The 17386-nt window shown below is 61.6% G+C and carries 25 protein-coding genes; 5 read left to right on the forward strand and 20 right to left on the reverse strand.

Annotation, left to right across the window (positions count from 1 at the left end; genetic code table 11):
• Positions 1–11 precede the first annotated feature (11 nt).
• Both ACZ1II_RS12065 and ACZ1II_RS12070 read left to right on the forward strand, forming a co-directional pair.
• Positions 12–176, forward strand: coding sequence for a hypothetical protein (locus ACZ1II_RS12065; RefSeq protein WP_465146650.1), 165 nt, complete (start codon positions 12–14; stop codon positions 174–176).
• Positions 177–244: 68 nt separating this feature from the next.
• Positions 245–592 (forward strand): hypothetical protein, encoded by a 348-nt coding sequence (locus ACZ1II_RS12070; protein ID WP_465146651.1) that lies wholly within the window; start codon positions 245–247, stop codon positions 590–592.
• 4 nt (positions 593–596) lie between these two features.
• Here ACZ1II_RS12070 and lysC read toward each other — a convergent pair whose 3' ends face one another.
• From lysC to ACZ1II_RS12135, 13 genes are read right to left on the reverse strand one after another with little or no spacing between them, the layout of a single operon-like run.
• Positions 597–869 carry an Rz1-like lysis system protein LysC gene (gene lysC / locus ACZ1II_RS12075; protein ID WP_465146652.1) on the reverse strand — a complete coding sequence of 91 codons (273 nt, stop codon included), beginning with the start codon at positions 867–869 and terminating at the stop codon, positions 597–599.
• A complete protein-coding gene (locus ACZ1II_RS12080) occupies positions 796–1188 on the reverse strand; it encodes a hypothetical protein (RefSeq protein ID WP_465146653.1) in 393 nt (130 codons plus the stop codon). The genes lysC and ACZ1II_RS12080 overlap by 74 nt, the downstream gene beginning before the upstream one ends.
• Positions 1185–1550 (reverse strand): phage holin family protein, encoded by a 366-nt coding sequence (locus tag ACZ1II_RS12085; RefSeq protein WP_186830211.1) that lies wholly within the window; start codon positions 1548–1550, stop codon positions 1185–1187. Before ACZ1II_RS12085 ends, ACZ1II_RS12080 begins: the two co-directional genes overlap by 4 nt.
• A 16-nt stretch (positions 1551–1566) precedes the next feature.
• The gene (locus ACZ1II_RS12090; protein WP_465146654.1) at positions 1567–2157 is read right to left on the reverse strand and encodes a hypothetical protein; all 591 of its coding nucleotides are present in this window, start codon (positions 2155–2157) and stop codon (positions 1567–1569) included.
• A gap of 5 nt (positions 2158–2162) precedes the next feature.
• Complete coding sequence (locus ACZ1II_RS12095) at positions 2163–2450, reverse strand: hypothetical protein (RefSeq protein ID WP_465146655.1); 288 nt, start codon at positions 2448–2450, stop codon at positions 2163–2165.
• Positions 2443–2931: a hypothetical protein gene (locus ACZ1II_RS12100; RefSeq protein ID WP_465146656.1), complete on the reverse strand. Its 489-nt coding sequence runs from the start codon at positions 2929–2931 to the stop codon at positions 2443–2445. Before ACZ1II_RS12100 ends, ACZ1II_RS12095 begins: the two co-directional genes overlap by 8 nt.
• A 53-nt stretch (positions 2932–2984) precedes the next feature.
• A complete protein-coding gene (locus ACZ1II_RS12105) occupies positions 2985–3716 on the reverse strand; it encodes a hypothetical protein (protein WP_465146657.1) in 732 nt (243 codons plus the stop codon).
• Positions 3716–3979 (reverse strand): hypothetical protein, encoded by a 264-nt coding sequence (locus tag ACZ1II_RS12110; protein WP_465146658.1) that lies wholly within the window; start codon positions 3977–3979, stop codon positions 3716–3718. The genes ACZ1II_RS12105 and ACZ1II_RS12110 overlap by 1 nt, the downstream gene beginning before the upstream one ends.
• Positions 3980–4020: 41 nt before the next feature.
• A complete protein-coding gene (locus ACZ1II_RS12115) occupies positions 4021–8034 on the reverse strand; it encodes a hypothetical protein (RefSeq protein WP_465146659.1) in 4014 nt (1337 codons plus the stop codon).
• Positions 8031–8459: a DUF6950 family protein gene (locus ACZ1II_RS12120; RefSeq protein ID WP_465146660.1), complete on the reverse strand. Its 429-nt coding sequence runs from the start codon at positions 8457–8459 to the stop codon at positions 8031–8033. The genes ACZ1II_RS12115 and ACZ1II_RS12120 overlap by 4 nt, the downstream gene beginning before the upstream one ends.
• Positions 8456–9091: a hypothetical protein gene (locus ACZ1II_RS12125; RefSeq protein ID WP_465146661.1), complete on the reverse strand. Its 636-nt coding sequence runs from the start codon at positions 9089–9091 to the stop codon at positions 8456–8458. Before ACZ1II_RS12125 ends, ACZ1II_RS12120 begins: the two co-directional genes overlap by 4 nt.
• Positions 9091–9690 carry a hypothetical protein gene (locus ACZ1II_RS12130; protein ID WP_465146662.1) on the reverse strand — a complete coding sequence of 200 codons (600 nt, stop codon included), beginning with the start codon at positions 9688–9690 and terminating at the stop codon, positions 9091–9093. Before ACZ1II_RS12130 ends, ACZ1II_RS12125 begins: the two co-directional genes overlap by 1 nt.
• Before the next feature lie 45 nt (positions 9691–9735).
• Positions 9736–12306, reverse strand: coding sequence for a tape measure protein (locus tag ACZ1II_RS12135; RefSeq protein WP_465146663.1), 2571 nt, complete (start codon positions 12304–12306; stop codon positions 9736–9738).
• 53 nt (positions 12307–12359) lie between these two features.
• Between ACZ1II_RS12135 and ACZ1II_RS12140 the strand changes: the two genes are divergently transcribed.
• The 3 genes from ACZ1II_RS12140 (at position 12360) to ACZ1II_RS12150 (ending at position 13961) form a co-directional block, all read left to right on the forward strand.
• Complete coding sequence (locus ACZ1II_RS12140; RefSeq protein WP_465146664.1) at positions 12360–12821, forward strand: zinc ribbon domain-containing protein; 462 nt, start codon at positions 12360–12362, stop codon at positions 12819–12821.
• Positions 12822–13306: 485 nt separating this feature from the next.
• Entirely contained in the window at positions 13307–13597 is a 291-nt protein-coding gene (locus tag ACZ1II_RS12145) for a type II toxin-antitoxin system RelE/ParE family toxin (protein ID WP_465146665.1), read from the forward strand.
• A gap of 37 nt (positions 13598–13634) precedes the next feature.
• Positions 13635–13961 carry an addiction module antidote protein gene (locus ACZ1II_RS12150; protein WP_465146666.1) on the forward strand — a complete coding sequence of 109 codons (327 nt, stop codon included), beginning with the start codon at positions 13635–13637 and terminating at the stop codon, positions 13959–13961.
• Between the two features lie 160 nt (positions 13962–14121).
• On the opposite strand, the gene ACZ1II_RS12155 is transcribed toward ACZ1II_RS12150, so the two are convergent.
• From ACZ1II_RS12155 to ACZ1II_RS12185, 7 genes are read right to left on the reverse strand one after another with little or no spacing between them, the layout of a single operon-like run.
• On the reverse strand, positions 14122–14571 hold the full coding sequence (locus ACZ1II_RS12155) for a hypothetical protein (protein ID WP_465146667.1): 450 nt from the start codon (positions 14569–14571) through the stop codon (positions 14122–14124).
• The gene (locus ACZ1II_RS12160; RefSeq protein WP_465146668.1) at positions 14568–15008 is read right to left on the reverse strand and encodes a phage tail tube protein; all 441 of its coding nucleotides are present in this window, start codon (positions 15006–15008) and stop codon (positions 14568–14570) included. The genes ACZ1II_RS12155 and ACZ1II_RS12160 overlap by 4 nt, the downstream gene beginning before the upstream one ends.
• 37 nt (positions 15009–15045) lie before the next feature.
• Positions 15046–15315: a hypothetical protein gene (locus ACZ1II_RS12165; RefSeq protein ID WP_465146669.1), complete on the reverse strand. Its 270-nt coding sequence runs from the start codon at positions 15313–15315 to the stop codon at positions 15046–15048.
• A 12-nt stretch (positions 15316–15327) separates the two neighbouring features.
• Complete coding sequence (gene gp17 / locus ACZ1II_RS12170) at positions 15328–15747, reverse strand: tail completion protein gp17 (protein WP_465146670.1); 420 nt, start codon at positions 15745–15747, stop codon at positions 15328–15330.
• A gap of 44 nt (positions 15748–15791) precedes the next feature.
• Positions 15792–16226 (reverse strand): HK97-gp10 family putative phage morphogenesis protein, encoded by a 435-nt coding sequence (locus tag ACZ1II_RS12175; protein ID WP_465146671.1) that lies wholly within the window; start codon positions 16224–16226, stop codon positions 15792–15794.
• Positions 16226–16600, reverse strand: a complete 375-nt coding sequence (locus ACZ1II_RS12180; RefSeq protein WP_465146672.1) for a hypothetical protein — start codon at positions 16598–16600, stop codon at positions 16226–16228. The genes ACZ1II_RS12175 and ACZ1II_RS12180 overlap by 1 nt, the downstream gene beginning before the upstream one ends.
• Positions 16600–16995 carry a DUF4054 domain-containing protein gene (locus ACZ1II_RS12185; RefSeq protein ID WP_465146673.1) on the reverse strand — a complete coding sequence of 132 codons (396 nt, stop codon included), beginning with the start codon at positions 16993–16995 and terminating at the stop codon, positions 16600–16602. The genes ACZ1II_RS12180 and ACZ1II_RS12185 overlap by 1 nt, the downstream gene beginning before the upstream one ends.
• Positions 16996–17386 lie beyond the last annotated feature (391 nt).

Raw genomic sequence — 17386 nt, forward strand, 5'->3', positions numbered from 1 at the left:
AAGCTGATCGAATGACCGACCTATCCACCCTCCGCCAAGCTACCGAGGACGACGTAGAGCGCGCCCTCAAGGATGCGAACTTCATGGGCTGGCCCCATGACGAGGCGGCCCTGCTGGAGTTCTTCAACCGGATGCTCGACGTCCTGGCGGACGAGGGCGCCGGGTCTGACGAGTGATCCAAAACAAGAACGGATAGTGAACAAACCTCTTGACCCGACTCGGCCTGATGGCGCTTTGATCGGGCATGTCGGAAGCCTACTCAAACCTTGGTCGCATCATCCAAACCGGCATTCGTGTCCGGGTGAGGTGCGAGGCCTGCAAGGCCACGAAGGAGTTCACGCCTGCCGACATTGAGGCGCTGGCTGCCAAGACCAGCTACCGCTATTCTCTGGTGGACCGAAGGTGCAAATGCCGTCTTACGACCGGCTGCGATGGCTGGAACCGCTTCGATTACCACATGGGCGTGTGGCGCCCGATGAAGACCGATCACGGCATCGAGAACGAGGTAAAGCGCGATCGAAGGGCGCGGGAGAAGGCGGTGATCTTGATGAAAGAGGTGCTTGCCGAAAGTTCGGCGCGAAAGAGGCGCTGATCGGCTACTCGCCTGCCCGCGCCTCTGCATCATGCGCCCGGATCGCATCCACCTTCGCCGCGCATTTGTTGAACGCCTTGATGTAGATGCCCCGGCTCTCGATGATCGAGGCGACCGTCTCCTGCGGCACGTCCCGCACGGTGCAGCGCTCCATCAGCCCGGCGGGGATTCCCTGATAGACCGGGGGCGGCGCCGATGCGATCTCACTTTTGCTGTTCGAGCAGCTTGCGAAGATCGGCAGGCAGGCGCTGAGCCATAAGGCGGCGGACCTCTTCATTGCTTTGCTCCAAGTCTTTGATTTGGGCTGCCGAGGCGACGCCCTGCTTTTCGATGAGATCCACCTTGTCTTGGAGGAGCAGCGTATTCTTCTGCTCCAGCGCGCGCAGACGGTCCTGCTCGGCTACGTGCGCGGACAAACCTTTGTTGGCGACGCCAAGGTCCGCGATCTGCTTGTCCTTGGTGGTGAGCTGATCGTTCTGCCGTTGGATGTGCAGGTAACCCGCGATCGTCGCGCCGATGCCGCAGACGGCCAGAACCCCGACCATCGCGAACAGTTCGGACTTCCAGGGGGTCAGAAAGCTGATGAGCCATTTCACGGCCTGTCCTCCTCTTGAGCTTTCGCAGCCGCTACCCTCTTGTCGGTGTTGGCGCGCAGTTTGACCCCCAGCTTTTCGTAGACGATGCGTTCGAGCATCCGGATCGTGACGTTTGCCCCCAGCCATCCGAACAGGCCGACGATCGGGCCGGTCCACAGCGGGTCGAGGCCCATCGCCAGGCAGAGGAGCATGACAAGAAAGCCGACGAAGCCGGACGAAACAGCTTCGGTCATGGCCCGCAGCCAGTTCAGCTTATTGCCCTTGTCGTGCTCGCGCATGGCGTGCCCGAGAAGGCCGCCGACGGCTGCAAGCAGGGTGTAGGCCGCTGCCGTGAGCCAGTCGGATAGCGAGAAGTGTTCCATGTGCCCCCGCTGCGGCTCAGCGAGCCCACTCGCCGGTCTTGCCGTGCAGCCACGTCAGGAACTGGCCGACGGTTTTACCCTTGAGAATCGAGGGATTCGCGTCCGTCGCCGCGGCCCCGGCGATCTGGTCGGCGCGCGCGTTCACGTCAGCGGCGATCACCTTGGCTGCCGTGCCAGCGCCGAAAAAGTGCGCAGCGTAGAGCGATGCCTTGTTGATCGGGATGCCCTTGCCCTTGAGGACGGCGACGTTTTTCTCGGTGAACGTCTTGGCGCGCGCGGCCTGCTCGCTCTCCGGCGGGGTGAGGCCGCCGAAGGCCTTGCTGGCGTCCGCGCCCCACTTGCCGCCCTCACCGATCCAGGTCGACTTGATGAACTGGTAGAGGCCGGACGCGCTGGAGGTGCTCGCCTTGATGTACGGGCGATTGTTGCTCTCGATCTTGGCGAGCATGGGCCAGTAGTCGTCGGGAATGTCGGTTGCGGACATGCGGGGTGCTCCGAATGCGTCGAGCAAATTATCCATGGCCAGGACGTTGCCGGGGTCGTTGAACAGGCCGGGCCGGGAGATGGCGCGAACGGCATCGAAGGCGGCCTTGCGTGGATCATCCACGGCGATCAGCCCTCGGCCTGGGCGTCGACGATCGCCTGAATGCGACCAATATCGCCGTCGATCAGGTTGCGGCCGCCGGTGAGAACGCTGATGATGTTCTTTGCCTGCTGGTATGCCACGGTCTGCGGGGACATGTTCGCGATGCGGGCTTCGAGGTCTTCGGCAAGCGTGGCTACCTTACCTGCACGGAGGTCGGCAGCGACCAGCTTGGAATCATCGAGCGACTTGATGTCGCGCTGGCGTTGAAGCTCCGCAATCTGAGCGTCGATTTCGGACACGGTCTGATCAGCCATGGTTCGGTTCCTGGGGCAAAGGCATGGGGATTGGCGGGTCGATCGGCACGTCGTCCGTCTCCACACCGTCCAGTTCGTCGAGCGTGTCGGCCACGTTGATGCGCATGGTCTGCCCGGTCAGGTTGACGAACAGACCGGCGCGGATGCCGTTGGGGTCGTCGAGCACTTCGCGGCGACCCTCGATGCGCGACCGGGCGAAGATCATGCGGCCCTGCTGGAGAGCCGTCGCGGCTTCCTCGCCTTCACCGACGAGCACCGCCTCGATGATCTTGACCTCGATCGGGTTGATCATGCCCCCGGCATCGAGGACGGTCTTCTTTACGAAGCCGTACTGATCCGAAAGCTGGTCGACCGCTGGCCCGGCACCCATGTCGTACATGATCGCGCTGGGGTTGATGCCGTCGCACGGACGCATGACCGCGATGATGCATCCGGCAGGGATTTCAAGCCGCTCGCCAGCGGCAGTCTTGAGGTGCAGCATGAAAACTCCTTCCGCCCGAGCATGCCGGGGGAAGGGCGGTCAGATTACCGCCGTCAGATGCCGGTTACGTCCACTATCAACGACCGATGGTTGTCGGCCTGTGTTCCCGTGTTAGATGTTTGGGGGCTGGAGCCGCAGAAAAGCGGGATGCTCGTGGTCGTCGTCGAGGTGTCAACGCTGATGCTTGTGCCGCTAATAGCGACCATGCGGGTTGTCCAAGTGCGGGTCTGGGTGATCTGGTACCCTGCCGACCCGCCCACCTGGTAGCATGATCCAAGCTGCCCTGACGATGTGGCAACGGTGGCTATCCGTGAGCGCCGCTGAGGCAGGTGGGCAATGGTTCGCCCTGTCAGCGAAACCCCGGCATACGATCCATTCTCGAACACGCCGACCGGCCGTAGGACCGGAGTCAGCGCGCTGAATAGCGGCCCACCCTCGTCATAAAGGACAAATCCGAAATTTGCATCTGGCGGCCGCCGATTCGAGAACAGATAAACGGTGACAGCGGCCCGTGTGCCTCCAGACTTCTGCGATAAAACGATATTGATCCCGCCGGTAGCGTTCTCAACGCGAGCAAAAGTTCCGTTGACGCTGGACAGCGCAACGACAGGAATGTCGGAGAGCGTCAGGCCTGAAACAAACACGGTCTTGGAGACTGTGGTTTCGCTTTCTCCAACCCAACTGCTGGCATCCACTTGGATCTTCTGCTCGAAGCGAAAATACCGCTGCTTGTCGGTTAGCTGGAGCCATTGGTCCTGCGTGAAGATTTCAGCACCAGCGACCATCAGTAGCCGCCATAGAAGACGGTTTCAGTGGGAATGGTCGGCGCGGTCGCCCCTCCTAGCAATGTCATTTCATAAACCCAGGTTATGATGCCTGTCGAGCTGTCGAGCGTGACCTTTGGGCCGCCATATTCACTGCTGTTCTGCGCAACGAAGTGCGATAGCCGCCGGTTGACGAGGCGGGAATCCGTGAAGGTGCCGGTCTGCTGACCGGCAGTGGAGAACGAACCAAACGCACCGCTTGCGGACGCGATGATGTCGAACACTTTGACGGAATTCCCGTCGTAAATTTCCAGACCCTCTGGCATCAGGACCACACACCAAGGCGCACGCGAAGCACTCCGTTCGCGTCATAGACACGCCAGTTCCCGCCCGAGTATTCTGTGCGCTGACCTGACCCACTGGAGCTCTCGAAGCTCACAAGGTCGGACTGGAAGCGCAGGCTCGTCGCCGATCCGTTGTTCGCCAATTTGATCCCGGCAACGAGGCCGCCCGCATTCACGTTGAGCACGTACTGGCCGAAGATGGTCGTGATGTTCCCGTTGATCGTCGTGATCGCCGTCTGCTGCTGGGTGATCGTTACGCCTTGGGTGCTGACGGTGGTCGAGAGGGAGGCGTATTGGGTGGTCAGGGTGGTAAGGGTCTGGAAAGACTGAACGACGCTCGATTCATTCGTGTACGCAGTCATGACAGAGCCGCGCTCAAACTTGATTTGTCTGGCGATCATGCCGTCGCCGCGCTGTCCGGCAGGCACCTTGAATACTACACGAATGCGGACGCTAGCCACGCCAGCAGGGACTGTGAAGGTCCCCGAATACCTGTTTCCAAATGGTATCGCCCCAACTCTGCCTGCGGCAGAGACCTGCCCAGCAGAATTACCCGAGGCGTCGTAATACAGTATGTCGAAATAAGTCAAGTTTTGCGACGAACCTTGCGCCCACAAATCACCTGATATGGTGTATTGTGTGTTTTCAACACCTATTGTGTCGACGCTATCAATGAAGAAGAATCTATCGGCAGATGTTGTGCTATTTACTGCGCAATATACATATGCTCCCCACGTCGAGCCGGGGCCTGACCAGCCCCATGCGCCAGCACCCTGCGACCACGAGGTCAGACCGTTTTCGAACCCGCCATTCTTTAGGAGGTTCGGACTGCCGGAAGATACCTGCGTCGTTAGGGTTGCCGTCTGAGTTTGCAGCGTGGTGATTGCCGTCGCGTTCGCCGTTATCGATGCACCTTGCGTCGATACCGTCGTGCTCAAAGAAGCGTATTGCGTGTTGAGTGTGGAAAGTGCTGTAAAGCTTTGCGCAACGCCAGCTTCATTGGTGTACGGCGTCCATACCGAACCCAGCTCAAGCTTTATTTGCCGGGCGTCTACATAAACCGGGCTTGTTCCAACAGTGCCGCCATTTGTGCCGACGATGAGAACGCGGACTGTGGCAGCACCGGTTGGGGCCGTACCTGTAACGGCATTCGCAGGGCGATTTGCTCCATTGTTGAATGAGTGCGCGGCCCTCAAGGGTCCGTATGACGCCGATACCTCCACGTCGCTTGAGTTGCGCCAACTCAGCATTATGCGGAAGTATCCACCGCCCGCAGTGCCATTACCCGCGCCTGCCCCCACATACTGAGTGTCAGCGGATGCGGTGTAGACCTGATTGGCTGTAACGGCGATCTGTGGGCCATATAGTGCGGTAGTAGCCGCCGTCGAATTGACGCGAAGCGATATCCCAACCTGAGTATCAATCGTCAAGACGGCTGCCGATCCGGCCCACGTCGAAGTGCCGTTTTCGGGGCCGCCGTTCGGCAAAAGGTTCCCGTTTCCAGCGGTTACCCTTGTGGTCAGCGTCGCAAGCTGCCCGGCCTGCGTAGACGAAGCGGTCTGAAGCTGCGTGATCGACGAACCCTGCGCCGATACCGTTGAGCTCAGGCTGGCATAGTTGCCCTGCAGCGTCGTGATCGCCGTCGAGTTCTGGCTGATCGTGGAACCCTGCGTCGAGACCGTCTGCTGCAACGTCGACACGCTGCCCTGAAGGGTGGTGACGTTCTGCTGCAGGGTGGTGATCGAGCCGCCTTGGGTCGCCACGGTCTGTTGCAGGGTCGAGATCGAGCCCGCCTGTCCCGAGACCGTCTGCTGCAAAGTCGTGATGCTGGAGCCCTGCGCGGAGACGGTGTTCGAGACGGTCGAGATCGCGCTCGCGTTGGCGATGATGTCGCCTTGGGCTGCGACGATCTGGGCGCCTTGGGTCTGGATATCGTTCTGCGCCTGCGTCAGCGCCGCCTGCGTGGCTGCTGCGTCGGATTGCAGGGTGGCGATCGTCGCCTGCGCCGCGGCGATGTTGGCCTCGGCCTGCTCAATGTCTTCGTCGAGCTGGGCGAGGGCTTCGTCTTGGTCCTGAAGCTGGTTCTCGATCGTCGTGATCTTGCCGACGCCAGTGATGACCTGTTCGAAGATCGTGGTGTCGCCGTCGATCACGCCCACGCGGTAACTGATCCGCACGTCGTATGCGGTCTGGCTTTCCAGTGGGGTGATGACATGGCGCACAGCGTCGACCGCCGAAAGGATTGCCGAGTTGGTCCAGCCATCGGCCTGCGTCTCATCGGGGGCATGCAGGCGGTAGTCGATCACGATCGCGTCAGCCGAGGGCATCTCGCTCTCGCCCGCCACCAGCAAGGCAGGGAATCCTTCGCCGGAGGTGGTGCCAGTGACGGACCATTCCGCCGCGACCGGTGCCGGTGGCTTCAGGTCCGGCGCGGAAGGCGACCACGGCGCGGGCGGGGTGGTGGTCTCGCCGAGTGCAAAGGCGTGCTTGGCATGCGTCTCGGTCTCGGCCGTGAACGTCACCTTGCCCGTGGCTGGGTTGATGCCGCGCTGCGTGATCAGCACCGGCTGATTATCGAGACCTTCCTCGGGAACGTTGAGGTTGATCACGTCGCCGGTCTTCAGGCCGATCCATTCCGGTCCGGTCGTGAACGTCCAAGGCCCGGCCTCGCGGCTGTTTACGATCTCGTAGGCCGCCAGCTGGCCGGGCTGCTTCGCTTCGGCGCCTGAGAATACCTGAACCAGCGGGAAGTCGATTTCCTTGGTGCGCTTACCCCTATCGGCGGTCACGTACTCCGGGACGGTGATCGCGGTGCCGCTGATGACCGACCAGTCGCTATCCTCGTCGACATACCGAGGGATTACCGAGCTGATGCGCTCGCGGCGGGTCTTGGTCGCTGCGATCGAGAGGCCGTCGTGAAGATGGTAGCTCTGGATCGTCGCGATGGCCGTGCGCGGCATGTTGACCAAGCAACCGATCATTGCGGCCGTTTGGGTCGGGCGGGCACCACCGGCCTGAAGGATGCGCTTCAGCGTGTCCCACTTGCTGTCGGTGGTCCATTCGACGCCGCCGACCTTCCAGCCATTGGCCTCGCAGACGTTGGCGCATTCGACGAATTCGGCGACGCGAATGTTTGCGATCGGCGCGCCAATGCCGCAGGTGCGCTCACCGTTCTGCCAGCGACCCAGCGCCCAGGTCAGCGCATGGAGGCCGGGATTGTCCGACCAAACATAGGTCGATTCTTGGAGCGCACGGCAGGCGCCGGAACCGCCGGGATATGTGCTGTCGAGACGTGGATCGTAGACCTTGACCCACTTGCCGATCCAAGCAGGCTCCGGCGCACCGGCACCGTACATCTCGCCCTGCTTGTTGTAGCGCAGGCACCACATCGCGTGGGTGATGCCGGAGAGCTTGTGCTGCGAGGTCCAGCCCGGCGCGGTGCCGCCGCCCAGTGAGAGGGCCAGCGCCGACGCCATCGGACTGCCGCCGGTGTGGACCTTCTGCGCCTGATAGTCGTGATAGGTGCCGATCGCGTTGCCGCTGGCGTCGAAGGTCACCACCTCATTGTCGGCGGTGAACTTTTCGATGCTGTCGATCTGGCCGCCAATGCTGAGCAGGGCGCCGAACCAGAGCAGGTCGTTGAACTTGGTGTAGCCAGGCCGGGTGTTGGTATTGGCGTAGATGCGCAGGCCGGACATGCGGGTGCGGCCCATGGCGTAGGGCAGGCCGCTCTGGGGATTCGTCTGGAAGCTGGTGGCGCTGCCTTGGTTCGAAATGCCGGGAGCGGCTACAGCGGTGACGGCCGACAGGACGCCCGCAGCAAGGCCGCCATATGCACCGATGGCGCCAAGGGTTGCCGCCGAGACGCCAGCAATGCCGCCTGCGGTTGCCGCGGTGGTGGCGGTTGCAGCGACAGCCGGGGCGGCAAGGCCAGCAGTCGTGGCAACGAGGGCAACAGCGGCGACGACCATTCCGGCGGTGCGCAGCGTCTTCATGGCAGAACGCTCCAGGCGCGCAGGATCGATTCCGGCTTGGGCTTGAGTGTGATCAGACCGGGATAATCGTCATGAAAGCAGAAGACGTTCCCGTTGCTGGCATAGATGCCGATGGCTCCGATGGGGTTCTCGGCCACGATCTCGACGATATCGCCGGGGAGCATGCGCGCGGGGACGATCGGGACCAGACCGAGGCCGTCGGCCATTTCCGCGAGGGTGGAGTAGCCCAGACGCTTCAAGGCCTTGGCCGCGCCGAGCAGGGTGGTGTACCGACCAGCCTTGCTGATCGAAATCTTGTAGCCGAGTTGCTTGAGATGGAAGGCAGCGACGCGGGCGCAATCGACCTTGCCCCATTCGAAAGGCTGATCGCGAAACTTGGCCATAGTCGCAAAGGTCGCGGCGTGGCGGCGTTCGAGCGGGGTCATGAGTTTGCCACCCGCTGATTGCCGGTGATGACCGAAACACCCTTGGCGGTGGCGGAGCTCTTGGGCCCCTTAGTTCCCCAGTACAGATTGACGTCGGTGCCAGTCATGAATTCGAGGCCCTTCTCGCCGGGCCAGATGGACTGGTGCCAACCGTTGGAGGCGCGCTGGCCTTCCTCGACCTCGAACAGGCGCTCGAACACGCTGACGATGGTGAATTCGACCGTGCGGGCGCCGGACTGGTCCACGTCGATCTTTGGCACATCTATTTCGCCGAGGAACACGGTCTCCGGCTGCCCAAGGAGCAGGCCGGTGATCGGATCGACTGCGCCAACCATAAGGCGGGCTACGCTGCCCTGCATCGCGGGGTTCGCCAGCGCCGCGGTCGCGGGAAGGTCCGGCGGCATGAGCGTCACGCTGATCTCCGGCGCGCTGTCGCCGATCTCTTCATTCAGGTCGGAGAGGGTGGCGATGGTGCCGAACGTTTCATCACGGCCGACATAGGTTTCGCCATCGATCACGAGGCTGGCCGAGCCATCGAGCAATCGGATCGTGTAATTGGGAAGCTCGATGCGCAGGGCGCCGAACAGAAGGACGGACGGCTGCGCCAGCGCGTTCTTGAGGGTCGGATCCACTACGCCGCCTCCATCACGGAGAACGAGAAGGCGCGGGCGTTGTCGAGGCCGATCTGCCAAGAGATTTCGTCGCCGGGCAAAACAAGGCCCTCGATCATGGGCTGGGCGATCTCAAGCACATCGTTCGCGGAGAGCGGGGTGCGCAGCATGGGGAAGATCGAGGCCGTCAGATTGCCCCCGGCGCTGGCTGTGCCGTCGGCGGTGAACATGTAAACGTAACGGCGGCCGGAATGGATGATGCTGAAGAACTGGCCTTCCTTCACCGTGTACGCAGCAGCAAAGCCTTTGATGGGGATCGAGGTGCCGCTCGCCACCGCCGCGCTGATCTGCGGAGCGCCCGGCGTGCCGGGGTCGAAGTCCAGTAGCGGCCAGGGCAGGATGACGGTGGACTGCCGCCCCTGGAGCAGGCGGGAGATGTAGACCATGCCGCCGTCCTCGACACCCAGCGGGGGCATCTCGACCTTGAGGCCGAAGCGGGTGCCCAAGCGGTTGATGCGCTGCTCGGGACCGCCGAGGAAGGGCGTCAGGACCGTGCCGAAGTCGCGCAGCAAAGGCTGGTAGTCGGTCGGCATCGGGCAGGTGGGCAGGGAGATCGGCATTGCGCCTGAAAGGGTGCGCGATTGGGGTGGTGGCTGTTACCGCCGTTACCTGCCGGGGATGCGCCTGCGTGCCGCGCGCGCCGCGTCCGTACCTGCTGCCGACCGGGCCTGCTCGCCGGATGCCAACGCCATGGGAGCCGCCACCCGCGTTGCGCCTTGCGTCACCTTCGCGTCGAAGTAATCGTTGGCCTCAACCTTCACGACCACGGTCTGCTGAACGGGCCGCGCCGCGGCGCCAGCGGCGGTAACGCCCGCCATGGAAGCTGCCGATCGCGCATTTGCCATGGCCGAGAGGTTCTGCACGCCGATGCGTTTCACCGCATCCGCCGGAACCACGAATTCGCCTTTGTGGACGATTCCCGCGGCCTGGTCGGCAGGGCCGTCGCCGGTATACCCACCCGTTGCAAAGCCGGGGATCTTCACCGAATTCGCCGCACTGGTGAGGGTGACATAGTTCACTCCGGAGAGCTTGCTGCCGCCGCCCAGGCCGAACATGGAGAACAGCCCGCCGCCCGCACTCCCGAAGATGGCTTGCTTGATCTGGAGCTTGATCAGGTCGGAGATGATCGAGTTGATGACGTCACCCGCCACTCCGCCGAGCTTGATGTATTCCTCGGTCGCGTTCGCCAGGCTATCGCCCAAGCGGTCAACGGCATCGATCTGTATGTTCTCGATCGCATCGCCCATGTTCGCGGCAGTATCGCGCGCCTCGCGGCGGCGCTGCTCAAGCGGCGATTCATACTGCCGGCCGATGCGCTCTGCGTCATAGCCCTTGATCTGGTCCAGGATGCGGAGGCGCTGTTCGGCGATTTCCTTTTGGGCGTCGGACGCGGTATTGCTGTTTTGGACGGCCTCCAGCTCCGCACGCTCCTGCTCATAGCTCAGGTCGAGTAGGCGGAGCTCGATGTCCCTGCGCTCCTGGCGCGTAGCCACCAGGTCGGCTTGCGCGCGGAGAAGATCGCTATTGTCCTGGATGGAGGCGTTGTATCTCTCCAGATTGTCTCGGCGATTGCTTTCGTCAGCAATCCGCTGTGCGCGTTCGCGCTGGAGTTCGGCAATCTCCTTCACGGCGGCCGTCCGCTCGGCAAGCTCCTGCTCGCTGATGCGGCCCAATTTGCGTTGGGTCTCGTACTCCGCGAGCCTCTGACGCTCGTCACTATCGATCGCTTGAAGGTTGTAGGCGAGAACGTCTTCCGTGGCCGTCGCCAAGGCGGCCTTGGCGGCATTCACATCATCTTGCAATCTCGCTGCGTCACGCGCTTTCGAAGCGTCGTCGCGGATTGCACGGAGGCGCTCTTGCTCCGCCCTCCTGGCCTCGGCTTCAGCTTTGCGCTGGGCGGCGGCAGCTTTTTTCTGATCGGAGTCCGACGGTCCTGCCGCCTTCGGGACATTCCGTTGCAGCGGATTGCCGAACCTATCGAAGTACGTATTGGCGAGATCAGCGGTCGAGCGCTCCGCCATTTCATTGCGAAGACGATTCGCGGACGCGTCACGGCTTTTCCGGTACTTGCCAAGCAGGTTGGGGTCATATCCACTCAGGCTGACCGCGCCATCGATGTTGTAGAGCAGGCCCTCAACGCCGATGCTGGCACCCGTTTTCTGCTTCAGGTAATCGGACACCTCGGATGCGCTCTCTCGAATGAACGCAAACGTTGTCTTGGCCGCCTGGAACAATGGATCGAACACATCGCCGAGACCCTCAAGGCTTGAGCGAACGGACACACCGAGGTCTAGCGCGTCTTGCTCCAGATCGCCGAACCCATCAGCGCCCTGCGTGATGAAATTCGCGAGCGCGGTCGAAAACTGCCCGCCTCGATCGAATGCGCCAAAGGTTGTGATAGCGGCATTGTTCACCGAGGTCATCGCCTCGTCGAATGTCACCGGAAGCTGCGCGAATTCAGCATCAATGCCCCGCGTGATAGACTTGTCATTGAGGGCATTGAAAAGCATCTCGCCAGTGAGCTTGCCATCCTCGGCCATCTTCTTCAGTTCTTGGCGCGTGATGCCGAGGGAATCGGTAAACACCCGCGCCAGGCGGGGCGATGCCTCAAGGATCTGCCCGAGCTCTTCCCATTGGACATTCGTGGAGGCGAGGGCCTGACCCATTTGCAGCGTGGCTGACTGGACTTGCTGGGTTCCCGCGCCGCCGACCTTTAGAGCCTTCGTGAAGGTCTCCGTTGCTTGGGCCGCCTCCTCCTGTGATCGTCCGAGTTCGCTGGAACTGCGCGAGAAGCTGCCATACAGCGAGGCGGTGTCTTCCAGCCCGGCGCGGGCATTCGCCGAGATCCGGCGAACATCCTCCTGAGCTTGGGCGAACGAACCGAAGCCAGCGGTCGCAAGCCGCAATTGCGCCTCCAACGACTTCGAGGCATCGGCCATGTCGAGGAATGCCCTAGCAAGGGCCACGGCAGAGACACCGGCCAAAGCACCCTTAAGGAGGCCGAGAGAGCTTGAAATGACGCCCGATGAGCGAGACATCTGCTGCTCCAGGCTTTGCACCGCATTGCCCTGCTTGCGCAGCGAAGAATCGACGAGGGTGGTCGTCGCGAGGATGTCGCGACGGTATTGTGCCACTTCCGCCTGCAACCGCAGGATAACCTTGTCGTCTTCAGCCATCTCGATAGGCTAAAGGGCGGCAGGCATATCAATTACCGCCGTCCGGAGATGTTATGAAGCGATGCCCGAAATGTGCGGAGAAGATCCAGAATAAGGCCACGGTCTGCCGCTATTGCGGCCATGAGCAACCGAAACTGGCTACATCCAGCAACTGGCCCATCTTGGTTGTGGCGGCTGCAGTGCTGGGAATCTCCTACGTAGTGAGCATCAACACAAACAGCCCCGAGCCATCTCCTGTAAAGGTTGCTTCTGCCCCGACCGTCGCGCCCGAAGATCGGTGCAAGGGGCTGAATGGTGAGGCGCGCAACTTCTCTGGCCTGGTAAAACAGAACCTTCGCAATCCTGCCAGTTTTGAGCATGTGCGAACTAGCTATGGCCCCCTGGAGAATGGGACAATGCTGGCGACGATGCGATATCGCGCAACGAATGGGTTCGGCGCGGTCGACACATACACGGCCGTCGGCGAAGTGAGGGTGCCGGGCTGCGCAGCTCGGGTTGTTAAAGCCGAGGGGTAAGGGCGGTCCTAGAACCGCCCTCGGCAGCACGATTAACTTTCTGAAATAGAGCCCGAATCGGCTGCAATCGAAAATCGTCACAACCTAAACCCCCTTCATCACAGGGGGATTACATGGACAGACGATCATTCATTGCGTCGCTACTGGCTGCGGCCGTCATTGGCATCAGCGCGGAAGAACCGGCGGACGCGCGGCGCCGGTCAAGCCGATCGAGCTACCGTCGCCGTTCGACGACCAGGCGGCGCAGCTCTGGTGGCTATTCAGTGCCTGCTGGTGCGCGGGGTGTAAGCGATGATGGTGAGTGTTCCTGCCGCAGTGGCAAGGTGTGCGTTGGGCCGCGAGGCGGGCGCTACTGCATTACGAGCGGCGGGAATAAACGGTATGGGGTTTGAAACCGACCCAGGTCGTTTCAGGCGGCCGAATTCATGACTGCGAAATTTCAAACTCCACTTGAAATGGATGAAATTGTCGTCTATAGAAGACACATGAGCTACGAGGTCGCCACCACCGATGAGTTTGATGAGTGGCTGGACCGGCAAGAGGCTGATGTCCGGGAAGCTATTTCAACCCGCATCATTCGCGCGCAATCGGGGCTCTTCGGCGATGTCGAACGCGTGGGCGACAAGGTAACAGAGATGCGGTTCCACATGGGGCCAGGTTATCGGGTATACTACACGATTCAGGGTAGAGTTCTGATTATCCTGCTTTGTGGCGGTGAAAAGAAGACCCAAAAGCGCGACATCAAGAAGGCGAAGGACATGGCCGCTGAATTGTAGCGGTGTTAAGACTAGGCTTAGTCCAGGAGGACAAGTTATGGCACTCAAAATTAAGAGCTTTGATGCTTCGAAGCATTTCGAGAGCCCTGAGGCGCAGGCGCGTCTCATTGATGATGCGCTTCAAAGTGGTGATTCAAAATACATCGCAAATGCGATTGGCGTTGTCGCGCGTGCTCGCGGCATGTCGGCGGTGGCCAAAGATGCAGGCCTCAGCAGGCAGTCGCTTTATGCGGCGCTCAGCGATGACGGAAACCCTTCTCTTGATACAATCATGAAGGTGACCAAGGCGCTTGGCATCGCGCTACACGCGGGGCCTGCCGACGAAAAACCGGAAGCGCGCAATGAGATGCGAGCTTACGCCTGATCTCTGTGCGCCTCAACAAACCTCCGAAGCCGCTCGGGATCGCCGGGGGCTTTCGGTTCTGACCCTGGCGCTGCATGCGCCTCGTTGTGGGCTTCCAGTGCTTCCAGATAATCGCTGAGGCTGTCAGCCTTCCAGTCGATGCCGAGCGCCTGGCAGTTCGTTAGGACTTGGCCTTTGCGGAACGGCTTCGCGGCTTCTTCGCGGCGGGCTCCGCTTTTTTTTTAAGGTCGATGCCCTCGATCGTCGCATTCAAGATTGCCCAGGCGATGCGCTGGCTCTCGACAAGGGGGCGTGCCGGATAGGTGTAGTCGTCCACGAGCTGGACTGCGAGCCGCGGGCCGACGGTGATTTCTCCACCATTCACCGACGCGGAGTTGCCCCCGATCAAGGCTAGGCGGATCGTCTCGCGTATATCGGTGAACATGGCGCCGCCGCCGCCCATGTAGACAGCCTCCCCGGCATTGATGCCGAGGCCAGCGCCGATCTCGTCGTACATCTTGAAGATGCTCTTGCCGCCGCACTTACGCTCCAGCTCAAGCACCTGCTGGATGGGGAGAGCGAATGTGTAATTGCCGTCGGCGAAATCGAGATCGACGCTGGTGGATTTCACGGCGCGACCGTCCAGGCCAGCAGGCCTTCGCCTTCGAGCGTCAACTCGGTTGTGCCGGGAGTGTCGGTGTAGCCCTGGTTGCGGGCGGTCATGATGGCGCTGCCGGTGTAGGTGCCCATCAGTTCGCCGCCATCGGTTCCGTCATCGCGGAAGAGGTCGATCTTGTAAGTCTTCCGAACACCGAAGGCGTCGGTATAGTCTTCCTCGATATCGATGTTGTCGGCGCCGGACGCACTGATCGACCACGAAGACCCGGTGACGCGCAGCTTGCGACGCCCCGGCCGGTTCGGCGCGGCACAGTCTCGGCTGTACGTTTCGTTCGTCTGGGCAGAGCGGTTGATGGTGACGGATTCGACGCCGCAAAGCTTCACGTAGGTGTCGGGGGCGGTGTCGAGGACGCTGATCAGCGCGAAATCAGCCCGGTTCGGTTCTGACACAAGAAATCTCCAGCAGTTTGCCGAAGATTATGGGCGTTCAAATATCCGCTTTACCGCCGTCAGGCTTGGCCTTGCCCTCTAGCAAGGCGGTGCGCTCACGCATCTGCCTGCGCCGGTACTCCGCTTCGAACTCGGATGCCGTCATGGAATGGGCAGACATCCAGAGCATTTCCAGATTATGGGCTGCATCCGGGCTGACACGCTGAAGATTGTCGACCTCGACCTCCATCTCTTCAGCGGTGATAATACCTTTGCGGATGAGGATCTTCGCTATCGCTTTGAAGACGAGGTAATCGACATCGTGCATCTGGGACTTGTATCACCCCTGGTACGCTCTGGCCACCACGGTCGCGACGCCGTGCCAAGCGTCAGCCTCGGCGCCGTCGCGCATGATCCTAGATGCTCGCACAGACAGGCCGTAGCGCCTCCCATCGACCTCGTAAGCATGGTTGTGCAGTGCTTCGACGACTGCGCTATGAATGCGCGCCGCATGATCCTTTGCGGTCTCGATCATGGCGCCGCCCGCATTGTACCGCGGCTTTGCGAAACTATGAATCGAGAGGCTCACCTCGGCGCCCGCGGTGCAACCGCGCCCCTGCGGGAGTGACTGCATTGCTTCGACCACAACGAAAGGCCAGATCGGCGCCCCCTGCGCGTCAACGCCGGTAGTTTTGGGCTGGGGGTCGATGGAAGTTTTCGGGAGAATGGCGAGCAACGGTGCATTGGCTTTGAGGCTCACGGTTATAGCCCGTTCTGTGGGCCTGATTAGGTCGATTGCCATGGTCAGTCCTTCGCGCTCGATCGGCTCTGGCGCATAGCTGCGCGCTTGGCCTTTTCGACGAGCTGCTTGATGTTCTTGAGGTTCGCCTGGAGGGCAGGTCGCATGAATGGTCTCGCGGGCATGCGAGAGGTGCCGTACTCCAGCGCTGCCGAATAGGGCGCGTTAGAGGAAACCTCGACCTCCTCCGGGCTCACGAGAACATTTTCGATGTTGTTGGCAAGCACGCCGGTGTCTTGATTCGGCGGGGCCGGAGCTACAGACGGCACGTGGTTCCTGCCGCTGACGCTTCCCTGGGTGATAGAAATCTGAGCGTCAGTCCGGACGAGATCGCCCCCAACGTATAACGCCTTGCCTATGAGAGCGGTCGTCTGGGGGCTTGCCAGCTTCCTGAGACGCGCGACATGGGCCTTGCGCCCCGAGATGCCTGACTTCGCCATCAGGCTTTGCGCCCCGTACCGACCCATCCGGCGGCGACCGGATCGCGCTCCAGCGAAGATACCGACCAGATACCGGCGAACGGCCCCTCCAGAACCTCGATTCGCGCCTCGGTGCCCAGCGAGCCCGCCAGCGTGGCGGCGAGGACGATGAACCGTACATCCGTATCCACGAAGCCATCTGCCTGGCGCATCGCTTGCGTGGCCACGTCGATCTGCACGCTGCATTCCCGGTGCTCGACGCCGCCGGGCTCGATGATCGATCCACCATCGTCGTAAACCGGATCGGTCTGCTCGATCGTGCGGGCAGAGTGGAACGGACCGCCAAACGCCTGCGAGAACGCAAGGCCGATGTCCGCGAAAGCTTGATCCAGCATCAGCAGGGCACTCCGGTGCAGCCGACCAAGCGCGGGCCGCCAAAAAGTCGCTGCTGGATCTCGGCGAACTGCTGCCCGTAGACCGTGGCCGCGTATCCACCTTTGGCGCGCTGGGCGACGACGGTATCCGACACGCTGGCCGAGAAGGTGCCCGATTTGAAGCTGGTCGCGCCGGTGGCCGCCAGCATCGCCGCGCCCGGTGCGCCGCCGATTCCGTTGAGGGCCAGCAGGTGGGCAGTCAGAAGCTCGGTCGCGTCCTGCTGCTCATCGCCGTAGTTCTCGCCGACGCGGGCCTCGGCCTTGGTCGCCCATGCGGCATAGGGCGGCTCCGTCAGCGTGGAGAAGGCCGGGTAGGTTGCTTGGAACTGGGCGAGCGGGAGGCGAGCGTAAGCCATGCTGCAAAGTGCCGGGAAGGGACGGGGGAATTACCGCCATCAGCATGGAGAACGCGCCGGTGGTGCCTGGACACTCACCGGCGCCCCCTTGGTGCGACCCGACGGGGTATGTGTCCAATATAGAACCGGTGATAACGATTTAATACGAAAATATTGTAACAGGCGTGTAATTGTGCACACTCCTGGTGGAGTGCGAGGCACCAAAAAAATACCCGACCTAACAAATAGGCCGGGTAGTTATCCAGAGAGTTCGCTTTCGCTCATCCCCTTCGGGTCGCCATGCATTGCTGCGCCAAACAGTAGTGGATGACAAGCGATTCCATCGTCCCGTCCTGGAACAAACAGTCCCAGTCGATTCTCGGGAACTTTCCGGCGGGACAATGGTTTAGGC

The sequence above is a fragment of the Novosphingobium sp. BL-S-20 genome (genome assembly GCF_055521635.1).

Bases quoted from the DNA above. Each gene is read 5' to 3' on its own strand.
- ACZ1II_RS12065 (WP_465146650.1), top strand. From the start codon at position 12: ATGACCGACCTATCCACCCTCCGCCAAGCTACCGAGGACGACGTAGAG.
- ACZ1II_RS12070 (WP_465146651.1), top strand. From the start codon at position 245: ATGTCGGAAGCCTACTCAAACCTTGGTCGCATCATCCAAACCGGCATT.
- lysC (WP_465146652.1), bottom strand. From the start codon at position 869: ATGAAGAGGTCCGCCGCCTTATGGCTCAGCGCCTGCCTGCCGATCTTC.
- ACZ1II_RS12085 (WP_186830211.1), bottom strand. From the start codon at position 1,550: ATGGAACACTTCTCGCTATCCGACTGGCTCACGGCAGCGGCCTACACC.
- ACZ1II_RS12095 (WP_465146655.1), bottom strand. From the start codon at position 2,450: ATGGCTGATCAGACCGTGTCCGAAATCGACGCTCAGATTGCGGAGCTT.
- ACZ1II_RS12100 (WP_465146656.1), bottom strand. From the start codon at position 2,931: ATGCTGCACCTCAAGACTGCCGCTGGCGAGCGGCTTGAAATCCCTGCC.
- ACZ1II_RS12105 (WP_465146657.1), bottom strand. From the start codon at position 3,716: ATGGTCGCTGGTGCTGAAATCTTCACGCAGGACCAATGGCTCCAGCTA.
- ACZ1II_RS12115 (WP_465146659.1), bottom strand. From the start codon at position 8,034: ATGAAGACGCTGCGCACCGCCGGAATGGTCGTCGCCGCTGTTGCCCTC.
- ACZ1II_RS12120 (WP_465146660.1), bottom strand. From the start codon at position 8,459: ATGACCCCGCTCGAACGCCGCCACGCCGCGACCTTTGCGACTATGGCC.
- ACZ1II_RS12130 (WP_465146662.1), bottom strand. From the start codon at position 9,690: ATGCCGATCTCCCTGCCCACCTGCCCGATGCCGACCGACTACCAGCCT.
- ACZ1II_RS12135 (WP_465146663.1), bottom strand. From the start codon at position 12,306: ATGGCTGAAGACGACAAGGTTATCCTGCGGTTGCAGGCGGAAGTGGCA.
- ACZ1II_RS12140 (WP_465146664.1), top strand. From the start codon at position 12,360: ATGAAGCGATGCCCGAAATGTGCGGAGAAGATCCAGAATAAGGCCACG.
- ACZ1II_RS12145 (WP_465146665.1), top strand. From the start codon at position 13,307: ATGAGCTACGAGGTCGCCACCACCGATGAGTTTGATGAGTGGCTGGAC.
- ACZ1II_RS12150 (WP_465146666.1), top strand. From the start codon at position 13,635: ATGGCACTCAAAATTAAGAGCTTTGATGCTTCGAAGCATTTCGAGAGC.
- ACZ1II_RS12165 (WP_465146669.1), bottom strand. From the start codon at position 15,315: ATGCACGATGTCGATTACCTCGTCTTCAAAGCGATAGCGAAGATCCTC.
- ACZ1II_RS12175 (WP_465146671.1), bottom strand. From the start codon at position 16,226: ATGGCGAAGTCAGGCATCTCGGGGCGCAAGGCCCATGTCGCGCGTCTC.
- ACZ1II_RS12180 (WP_465146672.1), bottom strand. From the start codon at position 16,600: ATGCTGGATCAAGCTTTCGCGGACATCGGCCTTGCGTTCTCGCAGGCG.
- ACZ1II_RS12185 (WP_465146673.1), bottom strand. From the start codon at position 16,995: ATGGCTTACGCTCGCCTCCCGCTCGCCCAGTTCCAAGCAACCTACCCG.